This is a genomic window from Acidovorax temperans (assembly GCF_006716905.1).
Taxonomy (GTDB): Bacteria; Pseudomonadota; Gammaproteobacteria; order Burkholderiales; family Burkholderiaceae_C; genus Acidovorax; species Acidovorax temperans.
Window position 1 is genome coordinate 81,423 of sequence record NZ_VFPV01000004.1, and the last position, 25,125, is coordinate 106,547.

Sequence of the window (25,125 nt, forward strand, 5' to 3'; positions counted from 1 at the left end):
CCTCACATCCCATCAATCCTCACCCCGCGCCCGTGACTCCCGCGCCTTGCGTGCCCAATAGCGGGACTTGGCCGCATCGCGGGCCACGCCTTCGCCGCGTGCGTACATGACAGACAGGTTTTGCTGCGCATCGGCATCGCCTTGCTCGGCGGCCTTGGTGTACCAGTGCACGGCCTGCTTCTTGTCTTGCGCCACGCCTTCGCCGTCGTCATAAGACACGGCCAGGTTGAACTGTGCGCGCACATGGTTTTGTGCGGCCGCCTTGCGGTACCAGGCCACGGCCTGCTGGTGGTCTTGTGGCACGCCTTCGCCTTCGTCGTACGCCACCCCCAGGTTGTATTGCGCGTCCGAGTCGCCCTGGTCGGCCGCCTTGCGGTACCACTGGGCGGCCATCTGGTGGTCCTTGGCTACACCTTCGCCCTTGTCGTACGAAACGCCCAGGTTGTACTGGGCCTTGGCCAGCCCCTGGTTGGCGGCCTGGGTGTACCAGTACACCGCCTGTTTAAAGTCCTGCGGCACGCCTTCGCCGTCGTCGTACGAAACGGCCAGGTGGTATTGCGCGTCGGCATGGCCTTGTTCGGCGGCTTTGCGGTACAGCGCGGCCGCCTTGGCGTGGTCTAGCTGAACGCCTTTGCCAAAGTCGTGCATCAGCCCCAGGTGAAATTGCGCATCGGGGTCACCCGCCTGAGCGGCGGGTTGCAGTTCTTTGGCCGCCAGGGCGAACTGGCCCCGGTCGTAGGCGCGCACGCCTTCGGCGGTGCCGGCCCAGGCCGCGCCGGCCAGCAGCGCGGCGCCCAGGCAGGCTGCAGAAATCCAGGGAAGAAAACGTGAACGTTGGAAGTGCATGGTTTGAAGCGGCTTGGCGCTCCTCGCGCTGCCGCGTTGTTGTGAAGGATGTGAACGCCCTGGTGTTGCCACCCGCGCACGGTGACAGGGCCCCGTGGCTGCGGCGTGGTGGAAGTGTGCCCGCGCCGTGGCGTAGCGGCACAGCGGTTGCCAACCGTTACATGCGCATGAGTGCCCGGTGTTGCCCGGGCGCAGCGCACGGCGCGGTTTGACGCGCATGGATGTGCTCCCTACGATGGCCCTTCTTCCCGCCCCCCGGAGCCGCGCCTATGCCTGCACCCCATTGGATTCACTCTGCCGCCACGCGCTGGGCCTGTACCGGCGTCGCGCTGGCTGCCGCCGCCTGTGCGCCCTTGTCGCCCAAGCCTGCGAAAACGTCAGAAGCCCCGCCCGTGGCTGCGGCCTGCCCACCGGCGCTCGCGGCCCTGGCCCGTTGCTTGGCGGGGCAGGATTCTGCGGGGGCCTACTACCTCATCGCCATGCCCCACCAGTGGAACGGCCACCTGGTGCTGCACGCCCACGGTGGGCCAGCTCTGGGTGCGCCTCGGCCCGAACGCTCGGCGGCAGACCTGGAGCGCTGGGCCATCATGGTCAAGGCCGGTTATGCATGGGCGGGAAGCACCTTCCGCCAGGGCGGCGTGGAAGTGCGTGCAGCGGCCGAGGACACCGAGCGCCTGCGGCAGATCTTTCTGGGCCATGTGGCGCAGCCGCGCCGCACCATCCTGCACGGGCAGTCGTGGGGTGCCAGCGTGGCGGCGCGGGGGGCCGAGATGTTCACTTCCACAACCCAAGGCCAGCGCCCGTATGACGCCGTGTTGCTCACCAGCGGTGTGCTGGCCGGGGGCTCGCGTTCGTACGACTTTCGTACCGACCTGCGCGTGGTCTACCAGTACCTCTGCAACAACCACCCCCGGCCCACTGAGGTGCAATACCCGATCAACATCGGCCTGCCCGCTGATGCGACCCTGACCCCGGCCGATCTGGCCGTGCGCGTGAATGAATGCCTGGGGCTGGACAAGCCCGCATCTGCCCGCACGCCCGAGCAGCAGCGCCGCGTGAAGGTGATCACCGACGTCATCCGCATTCCGGCCAGCTCCATCCAGGGCCACATGAATTGGGCGACGTTCCACTTTCGCGACGTGGTGCAGCACCGCACCGGGGGCGCCAGCCCCTTTGGCAACGAAGGCGTGCTCTACCGGGGCTCTGATGACGATGCAGCACTGAACGCCGGTGTGCTGCGCTACCGGGCCCACCCGGCAGCGCTGGCCCGCTTCGCGCAAGACACCGACCCCACCGGCCGCATCCCTGTGCCGGTGCTCACCGTCAAAGGCATCGACGACGCGACCGCGTTCGTGGAACTGGATGCCGCATTCAAAACCACGATGGAGCAGGCGGGCACCAGCGGCCATCTGGTGCAGACCTTCACGCGGCACAGCAGCCACAGTTACCTGAGCGACCCGACCTACCCCACGCTGATGGCGGCCCTGCTGCGCTGGGTGGAAGACGGCACCCGGCCCACGCCCGCCAGCATTGCCAGCCAATGCCCGGCGCTGGAGGCCACCTTTGGCAAGGGCTGCGCTTTTGTGCCGGAATACAGCCCCGCGGCGCTGAACACCCGCGTGCCCGAAAGGGCGCCGCAGTGATCCATCAACCGCCGGGCACCTGCACCACCCGCGTACCGGCAATGGCATAGGCCTGTGCTCCCGCGGGCAGGGCGTTGGCGTGCGTGCCGGTGAAGGCGCCGAAGGCGGGCAGCACCAGCAGCCCTGGTGGCCCTGGCTGCCATGCAAAACAGGGTAGGCGCATGCGGTCCCGCGCCGGGCCGTGCAGCACCACCGAGGGGTGCAAATGCCCCGCCAGCACGGTGTGCCCCGCCACGGCCTGCGGGTGGTGCGCTGCCCGCAAGGGCACGCCAGGCACTGGGGCCCAGGGCTCTTCCTGCAAGGCAATGTTCAGGTCAGCGGGCGGGGTGCCCGCATGGCGGTCGTGGTTGCCCAGCACCAAGTCCATGGCCACTTGCGCGTGTCGAGCCCGCCAGCCGCGCAGTTGCTGCCACAGGGCGGGTTGCGCACCGCTGCGCGCATGCAAAAAGTCGCCCAAAAACACCAGCCGCTGTGCACCAGTGGCAGTGAGCAGCGCATCCAGCCGGGCGATGTTTTCGGCCGTGGTGCCCGTGGGCACGGGCTGCCCCGCATGGCGAAAACTGGCCGCCTTGCCAAAGTGCACATCGGCCACGAACAGGCTGCGGGCCTGGGGCCACCACACGGCGCGCCCTGGCAGCAGCCACAGCACTGTGCCGCAGGGCAGCGTCAGGGGGCACGCGCCCGCTGGATTGGCATGTGTGGGTGGGCAGGGGGCAGTGGTGGGTGACGTCAAGGCAGCCATGGAGCGCCGAGCATACCGATGGCCGTGGCCGTGGCCGTGTGTGCCGGGGTGGCGCAATGGCCCCGGCCGCGGGGTCAGAACCCGTGCCGTCCCCGGCGTGGCCGCGTGGCGCGTGTGCGGGCGGTGCGCTCGGGCGCATCGCGGTGCAGGCCCCAGTGGGTGGTGTCGCGCGTTGGTGCCAGGCGCGTGCCCATGGTGTCGTCTGCGGCCACTTCCAGCGCCTGCACCATGCGCTCCAGCCGGTCGCCCAGGCTCTCGGTGCTCAGCCGTTCGCGAAAGCGCTCCACCATCAGCGGCAGGGCAAAGGGCGTGGGGCGTTCCAGCGTGTGCACGGACAGTTGCTGGGCCTTCATGCGTTGCAGGGTCTGGGCCAGGCGGCCCATGTCCAGCTCCTGCACCAGCAGCTCGGCCCGGGCCTGGGCCAGCAGCAGGTTGTCCGGGTCGTACTGCGCGAACACGTCGTAGTACAGCGAGGAGGATGCCTGCAACTGCCGGCTGCTGCGCTGCTCGCCCGGGTGGCTTTGAAAGATAAGCCCGGCGATGCGCGCAATTTCGCGAAAGCGCCTGCGCGCCATTTCGGTGGCGTTCAGGCTGGCCAGCACCTCGTCTTCGAGCCCGCTGCCGATGGTGGTGTGTGTGCCTTCGCCAATCAGGCGCGGCAGCAGTGTGGCCCAGTCCACCGGCTTGGCCGACAGCAGCTCCAGCCCGTAGTCATTGACCGCGATGGAGAAGGTGTTGGGCACCTGCTGCGACGCGCGCCAGCCCAGCAGCCCGGCCAGGCCCAGGTGCACCAGCCGCCCCGCCAGCGGGTACAGGTACAGGTGCCAGCCCTCGCGCGTGTGCAGCACCTCGGCCACCAGGCGGCTGGGCGTGGGCAGGGCCGACCACGCATCCTGCAGCGCCAGCAAGGGCTGCGCGCAGCGCATCTCGGGCGATGCGAACACGCCGCGCTCGGCCTGCTCCAGCTGGCGCAGCATGGCATCGGCCAGCGTGTTCGACAGCGGCATGCGCCCGCCGTTCCAGCGCGGCAGCGCGGCGCTGCCCCCGGGGGCGGTGCGCACATAAGCGGTCATCTGCTGCGTGCGCACCAGCTCCAGCAGGCGGCCGGCAAACATGAACACATCGCCGGGTTTGAGGCGTGCGATGAAGCTCTCTTCCACCGAGCCCAGCTTCCCGCCGCTCACAAACTGCACCTGCATGCTGGCGTCGCTCACGATGGTGCCGATGTTGCTGCGGTGGCGCCGCGCCAGCCGCGCATCGGGCATGCGCCACACGCCGTCTTCGTCGGGCACCACCCGGTGAAAGTCGGGGTAGTTGGCCAGCGAGGCGCCGCCCCGGCGCACGAACTGCAGCGCCCATTGCCAGTCGTTGTCGGCCAAGGTGGCGTAGGCCGGGGCGCGGCGCACCTCGGCCAGCAGGGCATCGGGCACAAAACCGCCGCCCAGGGCGATGGTCACCAGGTGCTGTACCAGCACATCCAGCGGCGCGCGGGGCGTGTGGCGGTCTTCAATGCGGCCTTCGGCCAGCGCCTGGCGGGCAGCGGCGGCCTCCACCAGTTCCAGGCTGTGCGTGGGCACCAGCGTGATGCTGCTGGTGCGCCCCGGCGCGTGGCCCGATCGGCCTGCGCGTTGCACCAGCCGCGCCACGCCCTTGGCCGATCCGATCTGCAGCACCTGCTCCACCGGTAAAAAGTCCACGCCCAGGTCCAGGCTCGATGTGCACACCACCGCCTTGAGCGTGCCTGCTTTGAGCCCTGCCTCCACCCAGCCGCGCACCTCGCCGCTGAGCGAGCCATGGTGCAGGGCAATGGTGCCCGCCCAGTCGGGCCGCGCCTCCAGCAGCGCCTGGTACCAGCGCTCGGCCTGCGAGCGGGTGTTGGTGAAGAGAAGTGTTGCACCACCCCTCGCATGCCGGTTGCCACTTGCCATCGCCCCACCTCGCGGCGTTGCAGTCCTTGCCAATACTTGCGGTATTGGCGGCGGACTGCGCCTTGCGCCGTGGGCCGGTGGCGGCGTGCCATCTTCGGCATCCGAAGGGTGCTGCAACACCAGCGTCGACGCGTTGGCCTCGATGGACTGCACCACCTGCGGCAGCAGCGACAGGCCCATGTGCCCGGCCCAGGCAAAGCGCTCCACGCGTTCGGGCAGCAGCACCTGCACCTGCAGCGCTTTGTCGATGCGGCCCTGCACCAGCAGGGGTTGGGCGCGGCGCGGTGCACGCGGCGGCAGGGCAGGCATCAGCGTGGCCAGCGCTTCGGGCAGGTTGCCCAGCGTGGCCGACATGCCCCACACCTGCAGGCGCGGGTTCCAGCCCGACAGGCGCGCCAGCGCCAGCTGCACCTGCACGCCGCGCTTGTTGCCCACCAGCTCGTGCCATTCGTCCACCACCACCAGCTGCACGCTGGCCAAGCGCTCGCGCGCATCGGCGCGGGCCAGTAGCAGCGATACGCTTTCGGGCGTGGTGACCAGCACCGTGGGCAGGCGCCGGTCTTGCGCGGCGCGCTCGCCGCTGGCGGTGTCTCCGGTGCGCAGGCCGCTGCTCCAGTGCGGGGCCAGGTCGGGCAGGGGCTCTTGCAGGGCGCGCAGCGAATCGGCCGCCAGCGCGCGCATGGGGGTGATCCACAGCACCGTGAGCGGCGGGGGCTTGTTTGCTTCTTTTTTAGGAGCTGCTTGCGCAATATCCACGGGCGCCAGAGCCGAAAAATGCTCCAAAGCGCCGAGCCACACGGCGTACGTCTTGCCCGCGCCGGTGGTAGCGTGCAGCAGGCCCGAGCGGCCTTCGGCCATGGCCTGCCACACCTGTTGCTGGAAGGCAAACGGCTGCCAGCCCCGCGCGGCCATCCAGCGCTTTGCGGCCCCTTCGCTCATGCGCTGCTTTCTGGCAGCAGCGCGGCCAGCGTCTGCAAGGTGTCGGCCTCGGCCACGGGTTTGTCTTGCCGCCAGCGCAGCATGCGCGGAAAGCGCACGGCAATGCCGCTTTTGTGGCGCGGGCTGCGCGCAATGCCTTCAAAGCCCAGCTCGAAGACTTGCGTGGCCTGCACGCTGCGCACAGGGCCAAAGCTCTCGCGCGTGGTCTTGCGGATGATGGCATCCACCTGCGCAATCTCGGCGTCCGTCAGGCCCGAGTACGCCTTGGCAAAGGGCACCAGTTGCCGGTTGGGGTCCTCGGGTGGGCCGTTCCACACGGCGAAGGTGTAGTCGGTGTACAGGCTGGCGCGCCGCCCGTGGCCGCGCTGGGCGTAGATGAGTACCGCGTCGACGCTCATGGGGTCGATCTTCCACTTCCACCACACGCCCACGTCCTTGGTGCGGCCCACGCCGTAGTGGGCGTGGCGGTGCTTGAGCATGAAGCCCTCGGTGCCCAGGCTGCGTGCTGCTTCGCGCTGGCGGGCCAGGTCCTGCCAGTCAGCGCCCTGCAGCAGCGGGCTCAGGCGCAGCGCGCCTGCCGGGGCTTCGCCGATGGTGGTGGAGGGCGGCTGCAGCAAGGCCTCCAGATGCGCGCGCCGGGCTTGCTGGGGCTGCTCGCGCACATCCTGCCCCGCGTGTTCCAGCAGGTCGTAGGCCACCAGCACCACGGGCAGTTCGCGCAGCAGCTTGGGTGTGAGCGTTTTGCGGCCCAGGCGCTTTTGCAGGTCGGCAAAGGGGCGCGGGGCGGGTTCGCCGGGCAACCACACAAGGATTTCGCCGTCGATCACCGTGCCGTCTGGAAGGCTTTGCAGCGCGGCGCTGGCCAGTTCCGGGAAGCGGTCGGTCACCAGTTCTTCGCCACGCGACCACACCCACACGGCCCCGGCGCGCCGCACGATCTGCGCGCGGATGCCGTCCCACTTCCATTCCACCTGCCAGTCCTCCACCGGACCCAGCAGCGTGGGCATGTCGGCCACCGGCTGGTTGAACGGGTGCGCCAGAAAGAAGGGGTAAGGGTGACCGGCAGCGCCATCGGTGGCTTGGTCTGCATCGCCTTCGGCCGGTGCCACCAGAGCGGCGTAGTCGGCGGCCTGGGGCTGGCGGCCGATTTGCGTGTAGCCCATCAGCCGGTGGGCGATGCGCTTGGCGTCCAGCCCGCTCACGGTGGCCAGTGCCTGCGTGACCTGCAGGTGCGACACCCCCACGCGGAAGTTGCCGGTGATGAGCTTGAAGTACACCAAACGCTGCTCGGGTGCCAGCCGGTTCCACTGCGCGCGCAGGTGGGCGTCGGCTTCATCGGGCGGCAGGGAGCGCAGTGGCAGCAGCTGCGCCATCCACTCGGCCAGCGGCACATCAGCGGGCTCGGTGGGCGGGGGCAGCAGCAGGGCGATGGTTTCGGCCAGGTCGCCCACGGCCTCGTAGCTTTCGTCAAACAGCCATTCGGGCAGGCCCGCAGCCTGTTGCGCCAGGGCTTTGAGGCGCTTGGTGGGCACCATCTGGCGCGGCTTGCCACCGGCCAGAAAGTACACGGCCCAGGCAGCATCGCAAGGGGCGGCCACGCGCAGGTAGGCCACCAGCGCGGCCAGCTTGGCCGACTGGGCGGTGGTGGCATCAAGCGCCTGGAAGAGGGCGGCGAACTGCTTCATGGCGCGGCCTCTGCGGCAGGGGCGCTGGCCGGCTGCTCGGCCGCAGCGTCCGTGTCGTCTTCGTTGTCGTCCCCGCCGTACTCGGTGGCGAACACCTGCGCATCCAGGCCTTGCTCGCACAGCCAGCGCACCATCACCTCGGTGCTGCCGTGGGTGACGATGATGCGCTCGGCCCCCGTGGCGCCAATGGCCTTTTGCAGGCCGGGCCAGTCGGCGTGGTCGCTCATCACAAAGCCCCGGTCCACGCCCCGGCGGCGGCGGGCGCCGCGCACCAGCATCCAGCCGCTGGCAAATGCGTCGGAATGTTCGCCAAAGCGCTTGAGCCAGGGCGTGCCTGCGGCAGAGGGCGGTGCGATCACCAGAGCGCGGCGCAGGTCGGCCTTGGTGATTTGCGGGTCCGTCACGCGGTGCGTGGGCGGCAGCGGTACACCGGCTGCGCGGTACACGGCGTTGAGCGGCTCCACCGCGCCGTGCACCACGATGGGCCCGATGCTGGCATCCACCCCGTACAGCAGCCGCTGCGCCTTGCCAAACGCATAGGCGTAGAGCACGCTGGCCTTGCCCGCCGCGGCATTCGCGGCCCACCAGGCGTTGATGTCGGCAAACAGCACGGGCTGCGCGGGCCAGCGGTAAATGGGCAGGCCGAAGGTGGATTCCGTGATGAAGGTGTGGCAGCGCACGGGCTCAAATGGCGGGCAGGTGCCGTCGTCTTCAAGCTTGTAGTCGCCCGAGGCCACCCACACCTGGCCTTCGTGCTCGATGCGCACCTGGGCGGAGCCCAGCACATGCCCGGCCGGGTGCAGCGACACCGTCACGCGCTGGTGCGTGATGGCTTCGCCGTAGGCCAGGGTCTGCAGGGTGATGTCTGCGCCCAGCCGGTTGCGCAACGTGCCCGCGCTGTCGGTGTGGGCCAGGTAATGGGCCGAACCGCGCCGGGCGTGGTCCGAATGCGCGTGGGTGAGCACGGCGCGTTCCACGGGCCGCCAGGGGTCGATGTAGAAATCACCCGCTGGGCAGTACAGCCCCTCTGGGCGCAGGACGACAAGATCGTTGGGCATGGTGACGGGGCGCAGCGCGCAGCCGCGCGGGGCATGGCCGGGCAAGGCTGCAACCGGCCAGGCCATCGTAGCCGCCGCTGCGCCGCCGCGTGTGGGCCAGCGCCGATTCTTGGTGAAGGTGCGCGGATATGTACGCGAACAGGTACGCGCACAGCCCCCGTGGGTCCCTCGCTTGCCTCAGGCGGGGGAGGGAGTCTGGTTCGCGGCGTTTATTGGCTGTCAGCGGCCGAGGCAGCGGCTTCCGTGCGCTGCGTGGCCTCGGCCAGGCCCGCCTTGATCTTTTCGGCCTGCGCGGTGGCCTGCTTGGCTTGCTCGGCCTGCAACTTGGTGGCCGTGACGGCGGTGGTGGCCACCTCGGCCCCGCAGGCGGTGAGCACGCCGCACAGAAGGACCAGGAAAGCGCTGCGGTGCAAGCTCAGGGGGGTCATTCGTAACTCCGTGGAAAAAAGCGGTGTGGATCGTGCTGGAGATTTTTGCTACTGTTTTAATAGCTGGTTGCGCAATCAGGATAAGCGCTACAGGGTGTTTTGGTGCATAAGCCCTGCACGCCGCTCGCCCTGCGCTGTGCAGTGTAGCCGGGGCCGCAGCGCAGCGGTGGCGCCTACCCCAGCGTGGGTTTGCGTGCAATCAGCTACCGGACCAAGACACACTCTTGCCACACTGGGCGTGCAGGGGCTTGGGCGCCGGGGCGGGCTGCCGCATATTCAGCGTTCCTTTCATTCAACCCTCCTTACCAAGGAATTGAGGCTATGCAATTCAAGCGCTCTGTGCTGGCGGCGGCCACCGTTGCCCTGGCAGCCAGTGTTCTGCCCGCCATGGCAAAACCGTTCAAGTGGGCTGGTTCCAGCGATATCCAGACCATGGACATCCACTCGCAAAACAGTGCCCTGGGCAACGGCATCCACGGCGCGGTGTACGAGTCGCTGGTCATGTTCAACAGCCGCACGCTGAAGGTGGAACCGGTGCTGGCCACCTCGTGGCAGCAGGTCAGCCCCACGCAGATGCGCTTCAAGCTGCGCCAGGGCGTGAAGTTCAGCGACGGCTCGGCCATGACGGCGGATGACGTGGTCTATTCGCTGCAACGCGCGATGAGCAAGACCTCCACCTACGCCATCTACACCCAGGGCATGGACCGCATTGCCAAGGTGGACGGCGAAACCATCGACATCTTCTTGAAGAACCCCAACCCCGTGCTGCTCAACCAGCTGACCGAGCTGCGCGTGATGAGCCGTGCCTGGGCCGAGAAGCACAACTCGATGGAGCCCAAGGACATCAAGGGCAAGGAAGAAACCTATTCCCACCGCCACGCCATGGGCACCGGCCCGTTTGTGCTGAAGGAATGGGTGCCTGACCAGAAAATCGTCTTCACCGCCAACCCCCACTGGTGGAACGCGGGCAAGGTGGATGGCAACGTCACCGAAATCACCTACACCCCCATCAAGTCCGAAGCCACGCGCATTGCCGCGCTGCTGTCGGGTGAGGTGGACATGGTGCGCGACACCAGCATCCAGGACCTGGCGCGCATCAAGGCCAACCCCCAGCTCAAGGTGATGGAGATGGTGGAAAACCGCACCGTGTACCTGGCGCTGGACCAGTTCCGCGACGAGCTGCCCGGCAGCAACATCAAGGGCAAGAACCCGCTCAAGGACCTGCGCGTGCGCAAGGCGCTGTACCAGGCCATCGACACCGCCGCGCTGCAGCGCGTGACGATGCGGGGGCTGTCCAAACCCACTGGCGCCATCGTCTCGCCCCTGGTCAACGGCTGGACAGAAGCCGTGGACAAGCGCCTGCCCTTCGACGCCAATGCCGCCAAGGCGCTGCTGGCTGATGCGGGCTACAAAGACGGCTTTGAGGTGGACTTTGCCTGCAGCAACAACGCCATCATCCAGGACGAAGAACTGTGCCAGGCCATCACCTCGATGTGGTCGCGCATCGGCGTCAAGGCCAAGCTGCGCACGCTGCCCGCCGTCACCTACTACCCCATGGCCCAGCGGCACGAGGCCAGTATTGCGCTGCTGAGCTGGGGCGTGCCCACGTTCGATGCGCTGTACACCCTGCAGTCGCTGGCGCGCACCAAAACCACTGGTGCCGATGGCAGCTACAACCTGGGCCGCTACAGCAACCAGCGCATGGACTACATCGTGGACCGCGTGAAGACCGAAACCGACCTGCCCGTGCGCAACCGCCTGCTCACCGAAGGCCTGCAACTGCACAATGACGAGGTGGTTCACATCCCGCTGCACAACCAGATGCTGGCCTGGGCCATGAAGAAAAACGTGGAGCTGGTGCAGCGGCCGGACAACCGCATTGACTGGCGGCTGATAAAAGTGAATTAACCCCCTGAGTCGCTTCGCGCCTGACCTGCGCCGCGTCCACTGCGCAAGTCTGGGTCAGCGCGCCGGTTGCAGCACGATGATCGCCATGCCTGCGAGCGCCACCAGCACCCCCGCCACATCCCACGCCGTGGGGCGGATGCCGTCCACCGCCCAAAGCCAGGCCAGCGCCACACCGATATACACCCCGCCATAGGCCGCATACACCCGGCCTGCGCCCGCCGTGTCGTGCAGGGTGAGCAGCCAGGCAAACAGCGCCAGGCTGGCCGCCGCAGGCAGCAGCAGCCACACCGGCTTGCCCTGCTTGAGCCACAGCCAGGGCAGGTAGCAGCCGATGATTTCGGCCAAAGCCGTGGCGATGAAAAGCAGCAAGGTCTTCATGGAGGAACGGGGGGAGCAGGGAGGGCGCGGAGAGAGGGCGCTGCGCTGCGCGCCCCCAGCGCAGGCTCAGCGCCGCGCTTTTTTGGTTTTGTACATCAGCGAATCGCCCTCGCTGATCAAGGCGCCAATGGTGTGGTGGCGCTTCGGGTCGAACTCTACCAACCCGTGGGAGAACGAAATGTCGTAGCCTCGCGCTTCGGCTTCGTTGGTGGCGTCCAGCGCCTGCTGCAGGCGTGCCATGGCGCTTTCGGCCGCGGCTTCGCTGTGGTTGGTGAGCAGCACCAGAAACTCGTCGCCCCCGAGCCGCGCCACCACATCCGAGCCACGGAAGGCCTTCATCAGATGCTGCGCAAAGGTGACCAGCACCCAGTCGCCCTCGGCATGGCCCAACTGGTCGTTCACCTGCTTGAGGTAGTCCAGGTCAATGAACACCAGCGCCGCCGGAATGTTCTGGCGCAAGCACAAAAGCAGGCTGTGCTGGGCCAGCATCATGAAACCCCGGCGGTTGGACAGGCCGGTGAGTTCGTCCATCGTGGCCCACTCGATGGCAGAAAACTCCCGCTCCACCATCAGGGCCAGGTCCACCAGCATCTCCACGTCTTCGTCGCTGAAGGCGCGGGGCTTGGAGTTGATGATGCACAGCGTGCCCAGCTTGCGCCCGCCGGGGCCGCGCAGGGGGCAGCCCGCATAGAACCGCACATGCGGTGGGCCGGCGACCATGGGGTTGTCGCAAAAGCGCTCGTCTTGCAGCGCATCGGGGATGACAAAGGCGCCATCGCCCAGGATGGCGTGGCCGCAAAAAGAGATGTCGCGCGGCGTCTCGCTCAGCTCCATGCCCGCGCAGGATTTGAACCACTGGCGGTTTTCGTCCACCAGGCTCACCAGCGCAACGTCCACCCCGAACAAGCGCCTGGCCATGCGCGTGAGGCGGTCAAACCGCTCCTCGGCGATGGTGTCCAGCACATTGAGTGAGCACAACTCCGCCAGGCGAGCATCCTCATCCGGCGGGATATCGGGGGGGTTCAAGGCGATTCCTCCTGGCCAAGACTGTAACGCGTGTGCGCCGAAAGTGCATGCCCTGGGCTACGCAGCAGCAGGGTTGATGGGCAAGGCGCGCACCCGCCATCAGCCTTGCAGGAAAATAGGCCTCTAGCGCTTGCTGGATAAGCGCTACCAGCTATCAAATCAGGAGTGAAAGCGGGGTGGCAGCGGCCCTGTGGTCACAGCGCAAAGATTTTCCCGGGGTTCAGGATGTTCTTCGGGTCCAGCGCGCGCTTGATGGCGCGCATCATGTCCACCGCGCCTGCGCCGGCTTCGTCCAGCAAAAAGCCCATCTTGTGCACGCCCACACCATGCTCGCCGGTGCAGGTGCCGCCCATGGAAAGGGCCCTGGCCACCAGCTTGTGGTTCAGGGCTTCGGCGGTGACGCGTTCTTCGGGGATGTTCGGGTCCAGCAGGTAGCCGAAGTGGAAGTTGCCGTCGCCCACATGGCCCACCAGGAAGTAGGGCAGGCCGCTGGCCTCGGCCTCGTCCACCGATTCGAGCAGGCAGTCTGCCAGGCGGCTGATGGGCACGCAGGTGTCGGTGCTGATGGCTTTGCAGCCGGGGCGGCTTTGCACGGCGGCAAAGTAGGCGTTGTGCCGCGCCGTCCACAGCCGGGTGCGCTCTTCGGGAGTGCTGGCCCATTCAAAGGCATTGCCGCCAAATTCGCTGGCGATGTCCTGCACGGTTTCGGCCTGCTCCTTCACGCTGGCGGGCGAGCCGTGGAACTCCATCAGCAGCATGGGTTCATCGCGCAGGTTGAGCTTGCTGTGCGCGTTGACCATGCGCACGCTGTGGCGGTCGATCAGCTCCACGCGCGCAATCGGCACGCCCAGCTGAATGATCTGGATGGTGGTGCGCACGGCCGCTTCAATGCTGGGGAAGGAGCAGATGGCGGCGCTCACTGCTTCAGGCAGCGGGTACAGGCGCACCGTCACTTCGGTGATCACGCCCAGCGTGCCTTCGCTGCCCACCATCAGGCGCGTGAGGTCGTAGCCCGCGCTGCTCTTTTTGGCGCGCGTGCCGGTGCGGATGATTTCGCCGCTGGCCGTGACCACTTCCAGCGCCAGCACGTTCTCGCGCATGGTGCCGTAGCGCACGGCGTTGGTGCCGCTGGCGCGCGTGGCGCACATGCCGCCAATGCTGGCGTCGGCGCCGGGGTCGATGGGGAAGAACAGGCCGGTGTCCTTGATGGCCTCGTTCAATTGCTTGCGCGTGATGCCCGGCTGCACCGTCACCGTGAGGTCATCTGCGTTGATGCTCAGCACCCGGTTCATGCGGCTCACGTCGATGCTGATGCCGCCCTGCACGGCCAGCAGGTGGCCTTCGAGCGAGGAACCCGCGCCGTACGGAATCACCGGCACTTCGTACTGGCTGGCCAGCTTCACGGCGTCGGCCACATCTTGGGTGCTTTCGGCAAACACCACGGCGCTGGGCGGGGGCGCCTGCAGCGAGCCCTCGTCGCGCCCGTGCTGTTCACGCACGGCCTGGGCCAGCGAGCACTGCGCGCCGAAGCGGGCCTGCAGTGCATCGATGAGCGCCTGGGGCACATCGCGCAGTTGGATTTGCGGGAGCAGGTGGGCAGCGGCGGTGGGGGCGTTCATCGGTGTCTCCAGGGGCAGTGGGCCAGTGGCATTGATTCTAGGATGGCTGCCGCCAGCTTGCAGGGGCGCCACCCTTGCCCCACGCAGCGCGCCCCTGCCCGCTGGAGAGGGCAGGGGGCGCTGCGCTTACCAACGACTGGAGATCGTGGAAGGGCTCTTAAGACTTGGCGCCCGCTTCAAACTCCTCGCGCGAGAGCATCTTGTCCTGGTTCTTGTCCAGCGCCTGGAAGCGCTCGCCAATCGCCGGGAAGGTCGATGCCTCCTGGGGGCTGAGCATGCCGTTGCGGTCGGCATCAGCGCGGTCAAAAGCGGCCGCTGCGCTGCTGGTGGGGGTCTTGCCGCCGCCAAAGGTGGCCTGGGGTGCTGCGGGGTTGCTGCTGCTGCCGCTTTGCGCCTGCACGGCGCCTGCGGCGCCAAACGTCAGGGCGGCAAACAGCAAGACGCTGCTGGCTTCGAAATGGTGTGCCCAGGTGCGAGCGTGGGCGGGTGCAGTTCGTTGCGTCGTCTTCATGGATGCAGAGCTCCGGAAAGTTGAACAAGCCTGCATTGCAGCGCAGCATGGACATGCAGGCCAGCACTTTTGCCGGCTGTTGCCCCCACCAACATTTGCCAGCGCCGTGTAACGGGTTCTGCTGCGGTATGTGGTGCGGGTGTGAGAGCCTGTTTACGATCTAGCAGGGATCGCGCAGCGGTCTTTGCGGGTGGGATGCAAGGCGCGGGGTGCAGCCAATAGCTTGGCTATTGGCAAGCGCCGCAACGCCGCAAATCACCCCTGGCCGGGCGCCCGCAAAGACCACTGCCCGAAGGGTTGGAGCGAAATCGGGCGATTGGACGCCCCGGCTGCTTGCATGGGCAACAGCCCATGCGGCGCATCCGAAGCATCCACTCATCCCGATTGCGCTCCAACGCGACCCCTGCTAGATCGTAAACAGGCTCTCAGTCCTTGTGACGAGGGTTTGATGCCAAATTGGCCTGCAGCGCTTTCTGGATAAGCGCAAGCAGCTATCAATAGCGTAGCAACATGGCTGGCGCCAAGGGCAGGGCCGCAGGGGCACAATCGGGCTTTTGTATCCACACCGGTGCTGCCATGACCCAAGCCTCCAAAGCCCTTCAAGCCCTCGCAGCCGTGGCTGTGCTCGTGGCAGCGGCCGCGTTGCTCAACCCGTCTGCCGAGCGCCACCGCAGCCAGATTCAGAAAACGCTGGCCGAGCGCAGTCCGCTGGCGGGCGCCCTGGGCCTGGGCGCGCTGGCGGCGTTTGTGTCCAACTACCATTCGTTGGGTGTGGCGTCGTACACGAGCATCCGGGGGCGCACCGTGTCGGTGGGTGTCATGGGCATGGTGTTCGTGCTCGATTCGCACCAGGACCTGTGAGCCCGGCAGCGCCGCATTTTCATTCCCTACCCCCTCAGGAGTTATTGCATGGGCAACCGCCTCACCGAAATTGCCACCCGCACCGGAGATGCCGGCACCACGGGCCTGGGCAACAACCAGCGGGTTTCCAAAAACAGCCTGCGCATTCACGCCATGGGCGATGTGGATGAGCTGAACTCGCACATCGGCCTGCTGCTGTGCGAGCCCCTGCCCGACGCTGTGCGCGAGCTGCTGGTGCAGGTGCAGCACCAGCTGTTCAACCTGGGCGGCGAGCTGTCGATTCCGGGTTTTGAACTGCTCAAGAAAGACGCCGTGCTGCAACTGGACGAGGCGCTGGATGAGCACAACGCGGCCCTGCCGCGCCTGCAGGAATTCATCCTGCCCGCGGGCACCCGCGCGGCGGCGCAGGCCCATGTCTGCCGCACCGTGGCCCGCAGGGCCGAGCGCGCCGTGGTGGCGCTGGGCAATGAAGAGGCGCTGAACGATGCGCCGCGCCAGTACCTCAACCGCCTGTCAGACCTGATGTTTGTGCTGGCCCGCGTGCTCAACCGCATGAACGGCGGTGACGACGTTTACTGGAAAAGCGAGCGGCTGGCGCGGCAAGAAGCATCGGAATAATTCCGCAAATGCCAGTAAGGCCCAGGGCTTGGTGAAAGGCCTGGGCTACAGCATCAAACCACCATGGGCGTGGCCGCACCATCCATGGTGAGCACCACCCCCGTCACATAGCTGGCGCGCCCGGATGCCAGGAACAGCACCACGTCCGCCACTTCTTCGGGCCGCGCCAGGCGCCCTAGCGGCACCTTGCGCGTGGCCTGCGCCAGTGCTTCTGCCTCAGAAATGTTGAGCATGCGGGCGGTGGCCTGCATGCCCGATTGCAGGCGCTCGGTGTGCGTGGCGCCGGGGTTGACCGCGTTCACGCGCACGCCCATGGGGCCGTAGGCCGCCGCCATGCCGGCACTCACCAGCATCAGCGCCGCCGCGAGCAGGCGCTGGCGGCCCTGCAGGTGCATGGAGGCCACCCGGGCGCAGGGGCGCTTCCACCACCTGCGGCGACGTGCGGCGCTACGGCGTATCGGTGCCGGTGTCATGGGCTTTGTCCAACAACTGGAGCTTGACCGTCGCCCCTTCTGTGGACTGGTTTAGCGAGAAAAGTGCCAGCAACAGCGAGTCCCGGGTCTGGGGCGCCATGGTGTCGGGGGTGTGGGTGAGGAAAGCGGGGTGCCGCTGTTCTGCGCGTCACGCGCAATCTAGGCCCGCAAATGGCGCTGTACCTGTACGGCGGTGCCGCGGTGGGCGGCACGCTGCGGCTGGAAGATGCCTCCGGCAATTTGATCAAGAAGCAGAGTTTCAAGACCGCCCCGCTGGTCGGGGTCTCTTTGGTGGGGCGTTTTTAGGCGCCAGAGCGACTGGCTGATGTGAATCACGCCACCCCGTGCGCTGGTTGCACGGGGTGGCGTTTTTCATTCAGTTCGATGCGTATGCCTTGTCTTTCTGGGCCGGCTGCAGTGCTTTGTCTGCACATGCTCTCGCATGTCTGTCTTGCGGTGCGTTGCAACGGCGCGCCGTTGACTTGGCATGGCTGGCAGGGCCTACCACAGCCCTGTTGCCCACGGTGGAGGTGGGTATTTATCCATGTTGAAAATGGATCGAATCAAAAAGTTCCTGATGAATTGTTTCGGTTTGGTGAACATTTAGTTCCGCGGGAGGCGGTTTATCTCCGTACTAACCCTAGATACAGTCACTCCCATCGATGAGCGACACGTTCAACTGCCACTCATCGACGCAGGTCGAAACCGGCAGCTTCCGTGAAAGTGGAGTGCGGGGGCCGGCATCTGAATGTTGATCTGTAAGACAGGATTTTGATCATGAAGAACTTCCGCACTATCGCCGCTCTCTCCTTGTTTGCCCTGGGCTCTGTGGCCGCCCATGCCCAGTCTTCCGGTGCCTTCGGTGACAACTCCAATTACCCCGCTGCAGCATCCACCGCCAGCGCACTGACCCGCCAGGCCGTGATCGCTGACTTGCAAGCAGCGCGTGCCAACGGCGCCATGCCCCACGATGCAGAAGGTTCTGACGTGGCCTACAGCGCTGCCGCCGTGAACAGCGCCCGCAGCCGTGCTGAAGTTCGCGCCGAAGCCATTGCGGCCCACAAGGCTGGCCAGACCGTTCAAGGCGAACACTGATCTATTGCCGCCCCAGGCGGCACATGGCAAAACAAAGCCCGCAGACCTTTCGGCCTGCGGGCTTTGTTGCATGGGGCGGCAGGGGCGGGGGCCCAGCGCGTCAGCCTTTGGGTGCGAGCACGGCCATGGTGATGCGTGACACGCAGGTCAGCTCACCCGCATCGTTCACCATGTCGATTTGCCACACCTGTGTGGTGCGGCCAATGTGCACCGGGCGGGCCGTGCCGGTGACCCAGCCGCTGGTAGCGGCACGCAAATGGTTGGCATTGATGTCCAGCCCCACGGCGCGGTGGCCCTCAGGGCTGGCATAAAAGGCGCCCATGGAACCCAGGGTTTCAGCCAGCACCACGCTGACTCCACCGTGCAGCAGCCCGAAAGGCTGACGCGTGCGCTCGTCCACCGGCACGCGGCCCCGCAGGAAGTCGTCGCCCACTTCTGTCAATTCGATCCCCAGGTGGCTGACGGCAGTGTTGGCGCCGCTCGCGGTCAGTTGTTCAACAGAGATGGGTTTCTTCCAGATGGACATGGTGTGTGGGGCTCCAGCGAGGGGGGACGAAAGGACAGATGCCCGCAGTGAATGTGCCTTGGGCGACGCAAAGATTATCAGCAGGCTCGAAGAACCTGTTCACAGTCTTTTTGGAGTTGCACAAGTGTCTTGCGGGGATGGGCTGCTAGGCGCAGCGCGCGGCCCACATTCATCCAAGGTGGCCCGTGCTATTGGCAAGCGGTGTAACACCGCAGACCGCCCGGCAAGCCGCTTGCCCGAAGGGTTGGAGTGAAATCGGGCCGATGAACTTGGAGCTTTGGCGCCCCGGCTGCTTGCATGGGCACCAGCCCATGCGGCGCATCCGTTGCATCCACTCATCCCGATTGCACTCCAATGCAATCTCCAAAAAGACTGTGAACAGGTTCTAAGGGTTGGCTCGGTGGTGCGAGGGGAAACCCCCCACGTACACTGATCAGTTGCTCCAAAAAGGGAGCGAGCCTTTGCGTTGAATTCTCGGGAGTTTGTTTTTTATGCAGCGTCGCCAATTTGTCACTATTGCCCCTCGCCTGGCCGCCGGCCTGGCTGCTCCTGCGCTGGTGCGCCATGCTTTTGCGCAAGACGCGGGCATCAGCAGCAAGAGCCTGACGATTGGGTGCTCGGCCTCCCTCACGGGCCCCCTGGCCGGGTTTGGGCGCGACATCAAGCAAGGCGCAGAAGCTGCGCTGGCGCAGATCAACGCGCGCGGCGGCATCCACGGCCGCATGGTGCAACTGCAGATCCTGGATGATGGCTACGTGCCGCAGCGCACCACCGAAAACGTCCAGCAGATGATCAGCCAGGGCAGTGCCTTTGCGCTGATGTCCTGCGTGGGCACGCCCAACAACGCGGGCATTCTGCCGATGATTGAGGATGCGGGCATTCCTTATGTGGCGCCATTCACCGGTGCTTCGTCCCTGCGCAAGGGCGCCCGCAACGTGTTCCATGTGCGTGCCAGCTATACCGACGAAGTACGCCGCCTGGTGCAACGTCTGGCCGGCATGGGCCTCAAGGACATCGGCGTCGTTTACCTGGACAACGCCTACGGCCGCGAAATGCTGGAGGATTCCACCCGTTTCCTGGCGGAGCAAGGCCTCAAGCCTCTGGTGCAAGTCGCGTTGGCCACCGATGGCAAGAACCTGAGCGATGTGCTGGCCAAGGTGGGCCAGGCCCGACCTGCCGCCGTGTTGCTGGCCACGGCGGGTGCCGTTTCGGTGGAACTGGTACGCGGGCTCAAGACGAACAACCCCGGTGTGCTCATGGCGGGCCTGAGCGTCACGCTGACCAGTGAAGGCCTCAAGCAGCTGGGCGATGCGGGCAGTGGGCTGGCCCTCACCATGGTCATGCCCGATCCCACTCGCGCCAAGACAGCCCTGGTGCGTGACTACCAGGCCGCCATGCGGGCGCGCGGTGTTCAGGAGTTCAACCTGGGTACGCTCGAGTCTTACACCAACACCCGCGTGCTGGCCGAAGGGTTGGAGCGCGCCGGGGCCGACCCTACTCGCAGCAAGCTGCGCACCGCACTGGCCGGGATTCGCAACCTGGACTTGGGTGGACTGGTGATTGATTACTCCGGCCAGGCCCCCTACGTAGGTTCGCGTTTTGTGGACATGGGCGTGTTGAATGGAGCCGGGCGGTTTGTGGGTTAAGGGCTGCTGACACAGCGCCTTCGGCGCCGTAGTTCCGTATCGTCGTAGCCCTGCACTACCTGGGACGGAACGCCCACCCGGCACGCATTCCGTTAACCGACCATGCGGCCGTTGGCTCCGAGAATTCCCAGGTTCACAAACCGTGAACCGACATACGGCGCGCCGTTGCTGTAGTCCACGGTCATCCCGCCCATGTCGTGGCTGCGCACACTGGCGAGTGTCGCGCGCAGCTTGCCGCGGGTAAGTTCACGGCCGGCACGCTCGAGGCCTTCGGTCAGTACGCGTGCGTTCACATAGCCTTCGAAACTGCGGGCCGAAAATTCCTGGAATCCGGCGGCGCGCATGGCCTTCTGGTATTCGCGAACCAGTGCCACGCTGGTGCGGCCCGCGTCGGGCAACACCATGGACAGGGCCAGCCCCGCCGTTTTGCCACCGAGCTGGCGCAGGTTGTCGCCGCTCAAGGCCACGCTGGTGGCCGCCAGTGGAGTGCTGGGCGACACGTTCTTGAACTCATTGACCAGCAAGGCCGTCACATCGCCAGCAGTGCCCAGCAGCACCGCCATGGGCTTGGCGGCAACGGCCTGCGCGACCACGGCCGCGACTTGTGTGCCCTCAGCATCGAGCTTGAAGCCCTTGGGGGCTACAGCCTTGCCTGTGGCCTTGAGGGCGGCAGTGGCATCGGCCAGAAACTCGCGGCCGAACGCGGTGTCCTGGTAAACGATGGCCAGATCGGTGATGCCCATGGACACCAGTTTCTGCGTGAGGCGCTGCGCTTCATCCGAATAGCTGGCGCGCACGTGGAAGACCGAACGGTACTCGGCCTTGCGCAGCGACACGGCACCGCTTTGGGGGGCGACATATGGAATCTGGGCTTCATCCACCAGCGGCATGATGCGCTGGTTGTTGGCCGTTCCCATGCAGGAGACCAGCGCCACGGTGTTGGCGTCTGCAATCATCTTGCGCACGTTTTCTTCCGAACGCTTGGCGTCATAGCCGTCGTCCATGGTCACGAGCTTGATTTCACGGCCGTGGATGCCGCGCGTATTGGCTTGTGCCAGGCCTGCGTCCAGGCCCTGCTTCAGTTCGCGAGCCAGGCTGGCCAGAGGGCCCGTAGCGCCCAGCGAGCAGCCGACCGAAACCGTTTTGCTGTCCATGGGGTCTTGCAAACCCACTGCGCGGGAAGAGGTTGCCCAGAAAAGGCCTGTGCTGGCGGCCACCAGCGATTGGGTGAATTGACGGCGTTGCATGGGTTGTATCCGCAAAGAAAAAGAGCCGGCCTCTGATGGAGGCCGGCCTGTGTCGTAAAAGAATCGGAGAGCTTGAAAAGCCACAAGCCCAATAGAACTAGGGTTAACCCTTGCTTTACAAAATGACTGAGTAACCGTCTTCGAAGTCAAGCGCAATGAAGCGACTTGTCCCAAGGTTTTCCAGTGCGCACCATGGCGTTGAGCGTGGTGAGCAACTTGCGCATGCAAGCGACCAGGGCGACCTTGGGCAACTTGCCAGCGGCCTTCAGACGCTCGTAGAAGGCCTTGATGGCCGGGTTGTAGCGGGTGGCCGTGAGCGTTGCCATGTACAGCACGCGGCGGATCTCGAAGCGCCCGCCTTGTACGCGCCGCCTGCCCTTGCTGCCGCCGGAGTCATTGGCCATGGGCGCCACGCCCACCAATGCAGCGATCTCGCGCCGGTTCAGCCGGCCCAGCTCTGGCAGCTCGGCAATCATCGTGGCACTGGCCACCGGGCCGACTCCCGCAGCCGACTGCAGCAGCGTGTCGAGCTCCCCAAAGTGCTCGCGCACATGCGTGACCATCTGCTCTTCGATCTCATCGAGCTGCGCCTTGATCGCCGCCTCGATGGCCTCGATGCTGGCGTGCAGCTTCTTGGGCGTGATCTGCAGCCGTTGGCGCTCCGAATGGAGCATGGTCAGCAACTGGCGCCTGCGCGTGACCAGGGCCGCGAGCCACTGCTGGCGCTCATCGGCCAGGGGGCGCAAGAAGCGCTGCAGATCGTCGCGGCGCAGCAGCACCGCTGCCAGCTCGGCCAGCGTGCGCGCATCCACCGCGTCGGTCTTGGCCAGGCGTCCCATGGATTTGGCGAAGTCGCGCGCCTGGCGCGGGTTGATGACCGCCACGGGCAGGCCTGTGGCCTGCAGGGCACACGCTAACGCGGCCTCGTAGCCGCCGGTGGCCTCCATCACCACCAGACCCACGTCCAGGGGCTGCAGGGCAGCCGCCAGCGCCGAGTGGCCTTCGGCATCGTTGTCAAACCGCTGGGCGCTGCTCTTGGCACCCAGCACACAGACATCCACGTGCGCCTTGGCCACGTCGATGCCCACCGTCACAGAGGTAACAGACATGATCTTCAGATCCCTTGCTTGTGCATGCGCGCTCAATCAAGGCGCGCGTAACCGTTCGGGCTTCACGAAGACCAGCGCGGCGGCCATGCGTTCTGTACTCAGTCACGGGCTCTATCACCCCAGCGCCTACCAAACTGCACGGGCCGGTCTGGCCGCCTCAACGGCGTTCAGACTCTACCGCGCTGGTCTGGTTTAAAGATACAAGCTTTTCATTAAGCCCCTTTGCAGACCCTGCGTTCGCCTTGGATCAAGCGTTCAGCGCATCGACCCTGTTTCCACGTACTTCTGATGCCAGGACAGCGCCTCACCCAGTAGGTGGGGGGTGTGCTGACCCAGGGCGCTTTTGCGCGCGCGTGCCAGATAGTCGCGCAGGGCGGGGCGGAAGTCCGGGTGGGCGCACTTTTCAATGATGATTTCCGCCCGCTGTGTGGGCGAGTGCCCGCGCAGGTCGGCCAAGCCTTGTTCGGTGACCAGAATCTGCACGTCGTGCTCGGTGTGGTCCACGTGCGAAGCCATGGGCACGATGCAGGAAATGGCGCCGTCCTTGGCCAGTGAGGGGGTCATGAAGATCGACAGGTAGGCGTTGCGTGCGAAGTCGCCTGAGCCCCCAATACCGTTCATGATGGCCGAGCCCATGATGTGCGTGGAGTTCACGTTGCCATAGATGTCGGCTTCGATCATGCCGTTCATGGCGATCAGGCCCATGCGTCGGATCAGCTCGGGGTGGTTGCTGATCTCCTGCGGGCGCAGCACGATGCGCTCTTTGTAGAAATCGATGCGGTCGTTGAAGTCCTGCATTGCGGCGGGGCTCAGCGACAGGGCCGTGGCCGAGGCGCTGGCCAGCTTGCCCGAGCGCAGCATGTCCAGCATGCCGTCCTGCAGCACTTCGGTGTAGGCGGTGAGGTTTTCGAAAGGCCCGGCGTTCAGGCCTGCCAGCACGGCGTTGGCAATGTTGCCCACGCCCGACTGCAGCGGCAGCAGGTCGGCGGGCAGGCGGCCCAGCTTCACTTCTTGCTGCAGGAAGGTGATGATGTGGCCGGCAATGCGGTTGGACGTGTCGTCAGGCGCTGCATACACCGAGTTGCGGTCGGGCTGGTGGGTTTTGACCACCGCAATCACCCTGGAGGGGTCACAGCGCAGGTAGGGCTCGCCAATGCGCTGGTGCGGCTCCGTCATCTGGATGGGCCTGCGGTTGGGCGGAACATCTGTGCCGTAGTAGATGTCGTGCATGCCCTCCAGACCCGGGTTGTGCCAGGTGTTCACTTCCAGAATGATCTTGTCCGCCTGGTCGAGCCAGGTCTTGTTATTGCCCACGGACGAGGACGGAATCAGGCGCCCGTCGGGCAGCACCCCGGCCACTTCCACCACCGCCACATCCAGCTTGCCCAGAAAGCCGAACCAGACGAACTGGGCCACGTGCGACAGGTGGATGTCCACATACTGCATTTGCCCGGCATTGATCTGCTTGCGGCAGGTGGGGTCGGACTGGTAGGGCAGGCGCATGTCGATGCCGTCCACCTGGGCCAGCGCTCCATCCAGCTCGGGGGCAGTGGAAGCACCCGTCCACAGCCCGATCTTGAAGGGCTTGCCCTGAGTGTTTTGCTGCTGGATGAGCCGCGCCAAGGCCTGCGGAACCGCCTTGGGGTACCCCGCCCCGGTGAAGCCGCTCATGCCCACATGGGCACCTGCGGGGATCATGGCAGCCGCTTCGTCTGCAGTAACGATGCGCGAAAGAAAGTCTGGGTACAAAACCCGGTCGGCAAGTGACATGGGAGCGAGCGAAGAAAGGGTGGGGGAGGTGGGGCAATCGAACAGGGCTCACGTACCGTGAGCACCCGTGCGTCGCTTCAAAGAAGCGGAATGCTAACAAAAAGCCTCGCCTTGTTTAGGGGTTAACCCGAGGCGGTGGGTCAACCCTTGGCACTTGCCTCAAAGTCAGTTCCCCCACCGCGCCAGGTTCCGGTGGGCCCTCATTCCCTCACCAAGGCTGCCGATGGGGCTCAAGCCTTGGCCGCGTGGGCCAGAAAATCCAGCACGGCTTGCTCAAAGGCCTGTGGCGCTTCCAGGTTGGAGAGGTGCGACGCAGGCACTAGAGCCAGCGAAGAACCGGCGATGCTGGCCTGCATGGCCTGGGCGTCGGCCACTGTGGTCACCGGGTCATCTGCGCCGGCCAGCAGCAACGTGGGCACTGCAATGCGGCCAATGCTCTCACGCAGGTCCGAAGTGGCCAAGGCTTCGCAGCAGGCGGCGTAGCCTTCGGGAGCGATGCCTGCAATCCATGCCTGCGCGCGTTGGACGATGTCTGGATGGGTTTGGGTAAAGCCTGGGGTGAACCAGCGGCCGGGTGCGGAATCGGCCAGCGCCTGCATGGCGGCGGCACCCTGGCTACGCACGGTGGCGGCACGCTCTTGCCATGCCTGTGCGGTGCCGATCTTGGCGGCGCTGTTGCACACGGCAATGCCGCGCATGCGCGTGCCAGCGTGCACGCCCAGCCACAGCCCGGTGTGGCCGCCCATCGAGATACCGCAGAAATATGCTTGGTCGATGTTCAGCGCATCGAGCAGCGCCAGCACATCCTGGCCCAGGTCGTCCATGCGGTAGGGGCCTGGGGTGACAGGGCTGCCGCCATGGCCGCGCGTGTCGTAGCGGATCAAGCGGTGGCTGGCGGACAGCGCGGCCACTTGCGCATCCCACATCTCCAGCGTGGTGCCCAATGAATTGCTCAACACCAGGGCGGGTGCGTCAGGGCTGCCGTCGATGGCAACGCGGAACGCGCCACGGCTTGTGGTGAGGAGGCTTGGTGGATTGCTCATGGTTTCTCCATTTTCTTAGGGGGTGG

General features: G+C 66.0%; 24 protein-coding genes. 7 read left to right on the plus strand and 17 right to left on the minus strand.

From position 1 onward, the window contains the following. Nucleotides 1-12 precede the first annotated feature (12 nt). The gene (locus BDD18_RS18890) at nt 13-846 is read right to left on the minus strand and encodes a tetratricopeptide repeat protein (RefSeq protein ID WP_142085169.1); all 834 of its coding nucleotides are present in this window, start codon (nt 844-846) and stop codon (nt 13-15) included. 269 nt (nt 847-1,115) lie between these two features. On the opposite strand from BDD18_RS18890, the gene BDD18_RS18895 reads away from it, so the two are divergent. After that, nucleotides 1,116-2,489, plus strand: coding sequence for a hypothetical protein (locus tag BDD18_RS18895; RefSeq protein WP_244939155.1), 1,374 nt, complete (start codon nt 1,116-1,118; stop codon nt 2,487-2,489). A 4-nt stretch (nt 2,490-2,493) separates the two neighbouring features. Here the strand turns inward: BDD18_RS18895 and pdeM are convergent, their stop codons facing one another. The 5 genes from pdeM to BDD18_RS18920 all read right to left on the minus strand — a co-directional run bounded on the left by pdeM (nt 2,494) and on the right by BDD18_RS18920 (nt 9,269). Continuing rightward, nucleotides 2,494-3,231 (minus strand): ligase-associated DNA damage response endonuclease PdeM, encoded by a 738-nt coding sequence (gene pdeM, locus BDD18_RS18900; RefSeq protein WP_142085171.1) that lies wholly within the window; start codon nt 3,229-3,231, stop codon nt 2,494-2,496. A 74-nt stretch (nt 3,232-3,305) separates the two neighbouring features. Then, entirely contained in the window at nt 3,306-6,098 is a 2,793-nt protein-coding gene (locus tag BDD18_RS18905; protein WP_142085173.1) for a ligase-associated DNA damage response DEXH box helicase, read from the minus strand. After that, a complete protein-coding gene (locus BDD18_RS18910; RefSeq protein WP_142085175.1) occupies nt 6,095-7,783 on the minus strand; it encodes an ATP-dependent DNA ligase in 1,689 nt (562 codons plus the stop codon). Before BDD18_RS18910 ends, BDD18_RS18905 begins: the two co-directional genes overlap by 4 nt. Beyond that, a complete protein-coding gene (locus tag BDD18_RS18915) occupies nt 7,780-8,841 on the minus strand; it encodes a ligase-associated DNA damage response exonuclease (RefSeq protein ID WP_142085671.1) in 1,062 nt (353 codons plus the stop codon). Before BDD18_RS18915 ends, BDD18_RS18910 begins: the two co-directional genes overlap by 4 nt. A 209-nt stretch (nt 8,842-9,050) precedes the next feature. Then, nucleotides 9,051-9,269 carry a hypothetical protein gene (locus BDD18_RS18920; RefSeq protein WP_066691191.1) on the minus strand — a complete coding sequence of 73 codons (219 nt, stop codon included), beginning with the start codon at nt 9,267-9,269 and terminating at the stop codon, nt 9,051-9,053. 321 nt (nt 9,270-9,590) lie between these two features. Here BDD18_RS18920 and BDD18_RS18925 point away from each other — a divergent pair, with 321 nt between their 5' ends. Next, nucleotides 9,591-11,177 carry an ABC transporter substrate-binding protein gene (locus BDD18_RS18925; protein ID WP_142085176.1) on the plus strand — a complete coding sequence of 529 codons (1,587 nt, stop codon included), beginning with the start codon at nt 9,591-9,593 and terminating at the stop codon, nt 11,175-11,177. A 54-nt stretch (nt 11,178-11,231) separates the two neighbouring features. Here BDD18_RS18925 and BDD18_RS18930 read toward each other — a convergent pair whose 3' ends face one another. The 4 genes from BDD18_RS18930 to BDD18_RS18945 all read right to left on the minus strand — a co-directional run bounded on the left by BDD18_RS18930 (nt 11,232) and on the right by BDD18_RS18945 (nt 14,711). Then, the gene (locus BDD18_RS18930) at nt 11,232-11,555 is read right to left on the minus strand and encodes a YnfA family protein (RefSeq protein WP_142085178.1); all 324 of its coding nucleotides are present in this window, start codon (nt 11,553-11,555) and stop codon (nt 11,232-11,234) included. 66 nt (nt 11,556-11,621) lie between these two features. Next, nucleotides 11,622-12,581, minus strand: coding sequence for a sensor domain-containing diguanylate cyclase (locus tag BDD18_RS18935; RefSeq protein WP_142085180.1), 960 nt, complete (start codon nt 12,579-12,581; stop codon nt 11,622-11,624). Between the two features lie 194 nt (nt 12,582-12,775). Next, the gene (locus BDD18_RS18940; RefSeq protein WP_142085182.1) at nt 12,776-14,200 is read right to left on the minus strand and encodes an FAD-binding oxidoreductase; all 1,425 of its coding nucleotides are present in this window, start codon (nt 14,198-14,200) and stop codon (nt 12,776-12,778) included. Between the two features lie 157 nt (nt 14,201-14,357). Next, complete coding sequence (locus BDD18_RS18945; RefSeq protein ID WP_066691180.1) at nt 14,358-14,711, minus strand: EF-hand domain-containing protein; 354 nt, start codon at nt 14,709-14,711, stop codon at nt 14,358-14,360. Nucleotides 14,712-15,287: 576 nt separating this feature from the next. Here BDD18_RS18945 and BDD18_RS18950 point away from each other — a divergent pair. After that, entirely contained in the window at nt 15,288-15,572 is a 285-nt protein-coding gene (locus BDD18_RS18950) for a hypothetical protein (RefSeq protein WP_142085184.1), read from the plus strand. A gap of 48 nt (nt 15,573-15,620) precedes the next feature. Continuing rightward, nucleotides 15,621-16,190, plus strand: coding sequence for a cob(I)yrinic acid a,c-diamide adenosyltransferase (locus BDD18_RS18955; protein ID WP_142085186.1), 570 nt, complete (start codon nt 15,621-15,623; stop codon nt 16,188-16,190). A 53-nt stretch (nt 16,191-16,243) separates the two neighbouring features. Here BDD18_RS18955 and BDD18_RS18960 read toward each other — a convergent pair whose 3' ends face one another. Both BDD18_RS18960 and BDD18_RS22790 read right to left on the minus strand, forming a co-directional pair. Beyond that, entirely contained in the window at nt 16,244-16,585 is a 342-nt protein-coding gene (locus BDD18_RS18960; protein WP_244939156.1) for an SDR family oxidoreductase, read from the minus strand. A gap of 52 nt (nt 16,586-16,637) precedes the next feature. Continuing rightward, nucleotides 16,638-16,763, minus strand: coding sequence for a hypothetical protein (locus tag BDD18_RS22790; RefSeq protein ID WP_276491121.1), 126 nt, complete (start codon nt 16,761-16,763; stop codon nt 16,638-16,640). Between the two features lie 71 nt (nt 16,764-16,834). Between BDD18_RS22790 and BDD18_RS22795 the strand changes: the two genes are divergently transcribed. Then, nucleotides 16,835-16,969: a hypothetical protein gene (locus tag BDD18_RS22795; protein ID WP_276491123.1), complete on the plus strand. Its 135-nt coding sequence runs from the start codon at nt 16,835-16,837 to the stop codon at nt 16,967-16,969. 471 nt (nt 16,970-17,440) lie between these two features. After that, a complete protein-coding gene (locus BDD18_RS18965; protein ID WP_066691171.1) occupies nt 17,441-17,758 on the plus strand; it encodes a DUF4148 domain-containing protein in 318 nt (105 codons plus the stop codon). Nucleotides 17,759-17,858: 100 nt separating this feature from the next. Here BDD18_RS18965 and BDD18_RS18970 read toward each other — a convergent pair whose 3' ends face one another. Further along, nucleotides 17,859-18,284 carry a hotdog fold thioesterase gene (locus BDD18_RS18970; RefSeq protein ID WP_044397243.1) on the minus strand — a complete coding sequence of 142 codons (426 nt, stop codon included), beginning with the start codon at nt 18,282-18,284 and terminating at the stop codon, nt 17,859-17,861. Between the two features lie 491 nt (nt 18,285-18,775). Between BDD18_RS18970 and BDD18_RS18975 the strand changes: the two genes are divergently transcribed. Continuing rightward, entirely contained in the window at nt 18,776-19,930 is a 1,155-nt protein-coding gene (locus BDD18_RS18975; protein WP_142085188.1) for an ABC transporter substrate-binding protein, read from the plus strand. 92 nt (nt 19,931-20,022) lie between these two features. On the opposite strand, the gene BDD18_RS18980 is transcribed toward BDD18_RS18975, so the two are convergent. The 4 genes from BDD18_RS18980 to pcaD all read right to left on the minus strand — a co-directional run bounded on the left by BDD18_RS18980 (nt 20,023) and on the right by pcaD (nt 25,099). Next, nucleotides 20,023-21,177 carry an ABC transporter substrate-binding protein gene (locus BDD18_RS18980; RefSeq protein ID WP_142085190.1) on the minus strand — a complete coding sequence of 385 codons (1,155 nt, stop codon included), beginning with the start codon at nt 21,175-21,177 and terminating at the stop codon, nt 20,023-20,025. Nucleotides 21,178-21,323: 146 nt separating this feature from the next. Further along, nucleotides 21,324-22,286: an IS110 family RNA-guided transposase gene (locus tag BDD18_RS18985; protein ID WP_011804582.1), complete on the minus strand. Its 963-nt coding sequence runs from the start codon at nt 22,284-22,286 to the stop codon at nt 21,324-21,326. A 255-nt stretch (nt 22,287-22,541) separates the two neighbouring features. Beyond that, on the minus strand, nt 22,542-24,056 hold the full coding sequence (locus tag BDD18_RS18995) for an acetyl-CoA hydrolase/transferase family protein (RefSeq protein ID WP_066699409.1): 1,515 nt from the start codon (nt 24,054-24,056) through the stop codon (nt 22,542-22,544). Nucleotides 24,057-24,286: 230 nt separating this feature from the next. Then, nucleotides 24,287-25,099, minus strand: a complete 813-nt coding sequence (gene pcaD / locus BDD18_RS19000; RefSeq protein WP_142085192.1) for a 3-oxoadipate enol-lactonase — start codon at nt 25,097-25,099, stop codon at nt 24,287-24,289. Nucleotides 25,100-25,125 lie beyond the last annotated feature (26 nt).

Bases quoted from the DNA above. Each gene is read 5' to 3' on its own strand.
- BDD18_RS18955 (WP_142085186.1), top strand. From the start codon at position 15,621: ATGGGCAACCGCCTCACCGAAATTGCCACCCGCACCGGAGATGCCGGC.
- BDD18_RS18965 (WP_066691171.1), top strand. From the start codon at position 17,441: ATGAAGAACTTCCGCACTATCGCCGCTCTCTCCTTGTTTGCCCTGGGC.
- BDD18_RS18925 (WP_142085176.1), top strand. From the start codon at position 9,591: ATGCAATTCAAGCGCTCTGTGCTGGCGGCGGCCACCGTTGCCCTGGCA.
- BDD18_RS18960 (WP_244939156.1), bottom strand. From the start codon at position 16,585: ATGCACCTGCAGGGCCGCCAGCGCCTGCTCGCGGCGGCGCTGATGCTG.
- BDD18_RS18950 (WP_142085184.1), top strand. From the start codon at position 15,288: ATGACCCAAGCCTCCAAAGCCCTTCAAGCCCTCGCAGCCGTGGCTGTG.
- BDD18_RS18980 (WP_142085190.1), bottom strand. From the start codon at position 21,177: ATGCAACGCCGTCAATTCACCCAATCGCTGGTGGCCGCCAGCACAGGC.
- BDD18_RS18995 (WP_066699409.1), bottom strand. From the start codon at position 24,056: ATGTCACTTGCCGACCGGGTTTTGTACCCAGACTTTCTTTCGCGCATC.
- BDD18_RS18920 (WP_066691191.1), bottom strand. From the start codon at position 9,269: ATGACCCCCCTGAGCTTGCACCGCAGCGCTTTCCTGGTCCTTCTGTGC.
- BDD18_RS18905 (WP_142085173.1), bottom strand. From the start codon at position 6,098: ATGAGCGAAGGGGCCGCAAAGCGCTGGATGGCCGCGCGGGGCTGGCAG.
- BDD18_RS22790 (WP_276491121.1), bottom strand. From the start codon at position 16,763: ATGGCGCCCCAGACCCGGGACTCGCTGTTGCTGGCACTTTTCTCGCTA.
- BDD18_RS18890 (WP_142085169.1), bottom strand. From the start codon at position 846: ATGCACTTCCAACGTTCACGTTTTCTTCCCTGGATTTCTGCAGCCTGC.
- BDD18_RS18895 (WP_244939155.1), top strand. From the start codon at position 1,116: ATGCCTGCACCCCATTGGATTCACTCTGCCGCCACGCGCTGGGCCTGT.
- BDD18_RS18910 (WP_142085175.1), bottom strand. From the start codon at position 7,783: ATGAAGCAGTTCGCCGCCCTCTTCCAGGCGCTTGATGCCACCACCGCC.
- BDD18_RS18970 (WP_044397243.1), bottom strand. From the start codon at position 18,284: ATGTCCATCTGGAAGAAACCCATCTCTGTTGAACAACTGACCGCGAGC.
- BDD18_RS18985 (WP_011804582.1), bottom strand. From the start codon at position 22,286: ATGTCTGTTACCTCTGTGACGGTGGGCATCGACGTGGCCAAGGCGCAC.
- pcaD (WP_142085192.1), bottom strand. From the start codon at position 25,099: ATGAGCAATCCACCAAGCCTCCTCACCACAAGCCGTGGCGCGTTCCGC.
- BDD18_RS18915 (WP_142085671.1), bottom strand. From the start codon at position 8,841: ATGCCCAACGATCTTGTCGTCCTGCGCCCAGAGGGGCTGTACTGCCCA.
- BDD18_RS18945 (WP_066691180.1), bottom strand. From the start codon at position 14,711: ATGAAGACGACGCAACGAACTGCACCCGCCCACGCTCGCACCTGGGCA.
- BDD18_RS18975 (WP_142085188.1), top strand. From the start codon at position 18,776: ATGCAGCGTCGCCAATTTGTCACTATTGCCCCTCGCCTGGCCGCCGGC.
- pdeM (WP_142085171.1), bottom strand. From the start codon at position 3,231: ATGGCTGCCTTGACGTCACCCACCACTGCCCCCTGCCCACCCACACAT.
- BDD18_RS22795 (WP_276491123.1), top strand. From the start codon at position 16,835: ATGGCGCTGTACCTGTACGGCGGTGCCGCGGTGGGCGGCACGCTGCGG.
- BDD18_RS18930 (WP_142085178.1), bottom strand. From the start codon at position 11,555: ATGAAGACCTTGCTGCTTTTCATCGCCACGGCTTTGGCCGAAATCATC.
- BDD18_RS18940 (WP_142085182.1), bottom strand. From the start codon at position 14,200: ATGAACGCCCCCACCGCCGCTGCCCACCTGCTCCCGCAAATCCAACTG.